This is a genomic window from uncultured Ruthenibacterium sp., assembly GCF_963558415.1.
GTDB lineage: Bacteria > Bacillota > Clostridia > Oscillospirales > Ruminococcaceae > Ruthenibacterium.
Genome location: NZ_CAUWGY010000116.1, coordinates 1 through 5675, shown reverse-complemented (window position 1 = coordinate 5675; position 5675 = coordinate 1). Strand labels below are relative to the sequence as shown.

The following is a 5675-nucleotide window of genomic DNA, read 5'->3' as shown; positions in this document are numbered from 1 at the left end:
TTTATATATGTTCTTTAAGAAATTGATCTACAATGTCGATTATGTTCTGGGTCCAAAACTCAGGACCACCATGGTCTGCTCCCTGAAGCAAGTATAACTGCACATCTTTTTTATACTGCTTTAGACATTTATATAGAATGACACTGCATTCACAGTTTACAAGGCGATCCTTGGTACCATGGATAATTAAAGTAGGAGGCACTTCTGTATCGGATGTTATATTGCATTCGACGGAGAGCTTTTTCTTAAGATCGGGATTGGTTCTCAGATCTACATGTCCCATGACCATTCCTTCTGGACTGTCGGGTTGACAATGCAAAATTTGAATAGGGTTGGAGTCATCCGCCATAACGCTGGTACTTCCGTAGTAGTTGATGATTCCTTTTATTTCCGCGGAAGTATCAGGATATAAATTTTCTGTGGTCTCATCATGCATGATACCAGCAAACATCGCTGTATGACCGCCGGATGAATCACCTGAAAGAAAAATATTGTTGGCATCAATATGATATTTTAAGGCGTTTTTTCGCAAAAAGCGAACCGCGTTTTTAGCGTCCATAATTTGGGCCGGAAACGGAGCGATTCCCGAATGACGGTACTGCACAATGGCAACGACGTAACCACGCTCTGCCAATTTGGTCAATCCTGGAATTTGAGCATAAACATCTTGAGGAAGCCAAGCAGACCCTTGCACAAATACAACACAGGGGCAAAGCGGGTTGGGGTGATTACGTGTATAAGGGAAAAGAATCTGCAAGTAAAGCTTTTCATGGTTTATTTCGGCATATTCAACGTTATGAATATATGTTACGCCTACTTCATCGCCGGTGGTTGAAATAACGTGTGCTCCTTCAACATATTCCGTAAAGTCCGGCATTTCTTCATAAGACCATTCTTTTACTTCCATTTTGACTCCTCCTATTCGATGAATGTCAATCAAAAAGTGGGACAGGAAAATGCCTGTAAGTTATTGCACAACAAGATATCCGTTTTTTCTGTATGATGAAAATTTTGCGTGCTGCAATAACCTATTTTTGAATTCTAATGGTGCTCAACAACAATTCTAACTTTTTATTCTTATGATACATCCCATAGAGCCGATCATCAAGGGGCTATTTTTTCGCTGCAATGCTAATCTTGTGTTCGATTCTTTCAATTCGCTTTGAAAGAATCGTCGAAATTTGGAAACGGACATAGAGAAAAGAAAAACGCCCCTGATCGTAGGGGCGTTTGAGACGATATATAGGAAGAATTTATTTGCGTCATTACAGAAATGATTGTGATTCTATAAAAGATATTGTTTTGAACGGTATTATTTCCGTTATGCTTTTTCAAACAATGATAAACTCATTTTCCTGCTCTATGTATCGACAGAATATAAATAGTCCGCAAATCACCTGTGCACTAAAGGATTTAGCAGTTTCTATTGTCCAGCCACCTGAGATACCCTTATGCATAATTTGTAGCACAGAAGTACCTTTACCGTCCTTGAGAGCATAATTTTGGCTGTTGTGCATAACCAGTAAATATGTTACGCCATCAATCATTATGTCTGCATGGTCTACTTTCGGTGTCCGGCACATCGGCCAGGCAACCATATCCGGGTCATCCTCTTTGGCATATCCGGGATGTGCGACCATTAGCACTTGGTCATTGCCATTGGTAAGCGTATAAACCCGATAGCGAACATCGCCTCTTTTTTCTGCGGGAGCATCCATGATGTCGATGTCTGTCTGATATTGTACGCTGCCATCCGGTAAGGATATGGTTTTCTTCATTTTTCCAAAAGCACTTGTAACTTGGGCAAGTTTTTTGGCATTTTCCGAGATAGATAGTATTCCTGATTTCATTATGTACCGCATATTTAGACCTCCGAATTAGAATAAAGAAAACAAAAGCAATCCTGCGATACCAGAACCTACCATTGCTTTAATAGGATTTAGTTTCCACTTTCGCAATGCATAAAATGCACAAAGGAAGATTATAAGAGCCACAACATTGATGCTTTTAAGATCGACTGGTAAAGTTGTTGTACCATAAACCGCAGTAAAAAACAGATTGATTCCAGCCGAAGCAATCATGGCAATTACAGCGGGGCGTAGCCCGGCGAGGATACCTTGTACAATACTCAGGCCACGGAAACGGTAATAGATATAAGCAAGGGTCATCACAATTACACAAGACGGGAAGATACAGCCAATTGTTGCAATGATTGCGCCGGGTAAACCGGCAACCATGGTACCGACAAAAGTTGCGGAGTTTATTGCAATTGGCCCAGGGGTCATTTCCGCGATTGTGACGATATCCGCAAATTGCGTCATGGTAAGCCACGGATGAACTTCAACTACCTGATGTTGAATCAGCGGCATAGCTGCATAACCGCCACCAATGCTAAACAGTCCAATTTGAAAATAGCTCCAAAATAGTTCCAGATATATCATTTTACCTTTCCATCCTTATGTTGCTTTTCTCTGTAGAGTGTTTCAAAGGCACCAATGATGCCGCAAACAAAAATCACTACAATAATATTTGCAGAAAAGAAGCGAACTGCAACAAATGCTCCCAATAAGACAAAAACTGGCAGGAGTCGCTTTTTTTGAAAAAGGGTTTTTGACATATCAATGACCACATCAAATATCACAGCGGCTACACCACATAACATTCCAGCCATTACTAAGCTAACAATGGCGTTGTCGCGAAACGCCTGATAAAATAGCGAGATAATCGAAATAATGATAAGTGGCGGGGTTACGGTTCCTAACACTGTCAACAGTGCACCCGGTACGCCTGCTACATGATATCCCATAAGAATGGATGCGTTGACCGCAATCGCCCCTGGAGAGGATTGCGCAATGGCTGTCATGTCTATCATTTCCTGTTCGTCGACCCAGCCCAATTCTTCGACAAAACGTTTTCGCATTAGAGGAACAATTACAAAACCGCCACCAAAAGTACAGGCACTCAGTTTAAATACAGAAAAAAACAATTGCATCAACTTTGATTTTTTTTCGTTTTTCAAGTGATCACCCTCCACGGGTACTATGATAACACTTGCTTTATGATAAATAAAATAATATAATTAAATATAAATAATATCATTTTTGATATAAGGAGTTTCAACTATGACTCTACGTCATATGAAAATTTTTTGTGCTGTTTGCAATGCGAACTGCAATACAACGAAAGCAGCAGAGAATCTGAACATGACCCAGCCGGCAGTCAGTCTTGCAATCAAAGAGTTGGAACAATATTATGGAATCATTCTTTTTGATCGTATTGGCCGACGACTTCAAATTACTTCAGCAGGAGAAAATTTTTTACAATATGCGCTTCGCATTTCTGCCCAATTTGACGATATGGAGCGAGAAATGAGAAATTGGGATTCCATCGGTCTTTTAAGAGTGGGAGCAAGTATTACGATTGGCTCGCAGTTTCTTCCAAGTTATGTGAAAGCATTTTATCACCGACGCCCAGGAACAGAAGTGCAGGTTACGGTTGCGCCTTCTGATCAATTGGAGCAAGCAATTATGAATAACAAACTTGATTTTGCACTGATTGAAGGGATTTCTCATAATTCTGCCATACATACCGAAGAATATATGGAAGATTGTTTATGTATTATTGCCTCTCCGAAAGAAGGGTTTAAACAGGGTCAGCGTTTGAGTTTGGAGCAATTTAGCCAGCAACACTTCCTTCTACGAGAACCAGGAAGTGGAACACGAGATGTGTTCGATAAGGCTGCAGCAAATGCGGGTATTTCTGTAAAACCGATTTGGGAGGCGGCAAGTACCACAGCCCTCGTCAATGCGGTGATTAATGGTTTGGGGATTGCTGTTCTACCTCGCCGAATGATACAAGGGGCATTGGAGCGTGGTTTGGTAGTTACACTCGGTGCAGAAGGGATGGATTTTAGACGTAGTTTTTATATTATCCATCATAAGGACAAATATCTAACTCCAGCAGCAAAGGCGTTTTTAGATCTCTGTCGTAACTACGAAATGGATTATCCCTTGCCACAATACAGTGGATTGTTTTAAATACAAAAAACCCGCCTGGTTCCTTTTCCGGAATCAGGCGGGTTTTATTTGATATGATGTGCAGTTTTGTGCCTTGGAAAATAGCATTTGCTTGTTTCGATGTTTCCGTTCGTTTTTGATTTGCACAAGATGAGCGACATGCTCCAGCCTGTCTGGATTCAACTCGGCTTTATGCGTTACTCAACATTGCGTTTGGATAAAAATATAACTGTCTCGACTGTTGTCCCATATTCCAAGGGAAGTTCTTTCACTTCCTCGCCGTCAATCGGCACAGGGAAATTGAACACAATGTTTTTAATCCAACAGCCGTCCTTCCTCTTTTCCGGAAACATATCGATTCGCTCAATAAAGGCTTTCATAAACTCTTTCTGCTCCGCTTCCGTTGCAGAATTGTAGACTTCATCAAACGCCAATAAAAGCTGATAGATATTATCACCGGAAATTTTCTCTTGTCTGATGCTGCGGATCTGATTTTGCAGCTCGTCAATCTGCGCTTCGATTTCACCTATCATATCATACTGTTCATCATAACGGCGCTGCAAATCCAAAATTTTTCTGTCATAATGGGCATCGTTAATGTCTAAGGTGTCCATCTGACGCTCCAATCGACCTTTTGTACCTAAAACCTGCTTTAACTGCCCTTGCAGAACAGCAACTTGTTTTTCCATATCTGCTGTATCAACAGCCGTTCCGATCTTCGCTTTAATTGCTTCCACAAACCGAGGCTTGTTGACCATAGCAGAAATGATTTTTGCCACCATTTTATTGATTTCCGTTTGCTCAATGTTGAGCCGGAAGCTGCATTCATGTCCCGTGGCTGTGACCGTGTTTTTGCAGTAGTAATAATACCGTGTTTTCTTGTCCTTGCTATGAGCCTTGGCAATATTGCCGTACATACTTTTGCCGCAGCATGGACATTTCAGGATGCCGGACAGGATGTGTGCATGGTCTGGATTATTCACCTTTTCCCGCTTAAAGGAATTGAGCTTACGTTTATCCTGTGCCAGTGCCCAATCTTCTTCGGATATGATAGCTTCATGCTGACCCTCGTAGATAGGGAACTCCGATTGCTCAACCACGTGCATTTCATTTCTCGTACCCTGTTTCTTTTCGGTTCTCCGTCTGCCATAAGCGATTTTACCCATATAAACAGGATTGTCAAGCACATCCAGCACAAAATCCCTCGAAAATCCGGGAATGGTATTGTTCTGCCGCAGCTTCTTTACATAGCCATTCCGGTTCAGATATTTGGCAACTCCGGCAACACCATCGCTGGTGTGGATATAGCGGTCATAGATGACACGGATAACTTCAACCTCATCTTCAGCAATGACGAGATTACCGTTTTCCAGCTTGTAGCCATAGGGAGCAAAGCCGCCGTTCCACTTACCCTCACGAGCCTTTTGCTCTCGTCCTGCCATTGTCTGTGTTCGGATATTCTCTCGCTCAATCTCCGCAACCGCAGACAGTACCGAAATCATCAGCTTACCGGCATCCTTGGAGCTGTCAATGCCATCTTCTACGCAAATCAGATTGACTCCAAAATCCTGCATGAGCTGCAAGGAGTTCAAAACATCTGCTGCATTTCTGCCAAACCGGGAGAGCTTAAAGACGAGTACATAAGAAACGCCATCTTTT

Annotated in this window: 6 protein-coding genes; 1 reads left to right on the top strand and 5 read right to left on the bottom strand. The window is 41.9% G+C overall.

The genetic code is table 11. The features are described from left to right. Position 1: 1 nt before the first annotated feature. The 4 genes from AB5H98_RS12540 to AB5H98_RS12525 form a co-directional block, all read right to left on the bottom strand. Positions 2-907 carry an alpha/beta hydrolase fold domain-containing protein gene (locus AB5H98_RS12540; protein WP_367926233.1) on the bottom strand — a complete coding sequence of 302 codons (906 nt, stop codon included), beginning with the start codon at positions 905-907 and terminating at the stop codon, positions 2-4. Between the two features lie 424 nt (positions 908-1331). After that, on the bottom strand, positions 1332-1862 hold the full coding sequence (locus AB5H98_RS12535; RefSeq protein ID WP_367926232.1) for a hypothetical protein: 531 nt from the start codon (positions 1860-1862) through the stop codon (positions 1332-1334). A gap of 15 nt (positions 1863-1877) precedes the next feature. Further along, the gene (locus tag AB5H98_RS12530) at positions 1878-2441 is read right to left on the bottom strand and encodes a chromate transporter (protein WP_367926231.1); all 564 of its coding nucleotides are present in this window, start codon (positions 2439-2441) and stop codon (positions 1878-1880) included. Then, the gene (locus tag AB5H98_RS12525) at positions 2438-2992 is read right to left on the bottom strand and encodes a chromate transporter (RefSeq protein WP_367926234.1); all 555 of its coding nucleotides are present in this window, start codon (positions 2990-2992) and stop codon (positions 2438-2440) included. The genes AB5H98_RS12530 and AB5H98_RS12525 overlap by 4 nt, the downstream gene beginning before the upstream one ends. A gap of 130 nt (positions 2993-3122) precedes the next feature. On the opposite strand from AB5H98_RS12525, the gene AB5H98_RS12520 reads away from it, so the two are divergent. Further along, complete coding sequence (locus AB5H98_RS12520) at positions 3123-4037, top strand: LysR family transcriptional regulator (protein ID WP_367926230.1); 915 nt, start codon at positions 3123-3125, stop codon at positions 4035-4037. Between the two features lie 176 nt (positions 4038-4213). Here the strand turns inward: AB5H98_RS12520 and AB5H98_RS12515 are convergent. Beyond that, positions 4214-5675: recombinase family protein (locus AB5H98_RS12515; protein ID WP_367926229.1), on the bottom strand; the 1462-nt coding region annotated here is incomplete at its 5' end.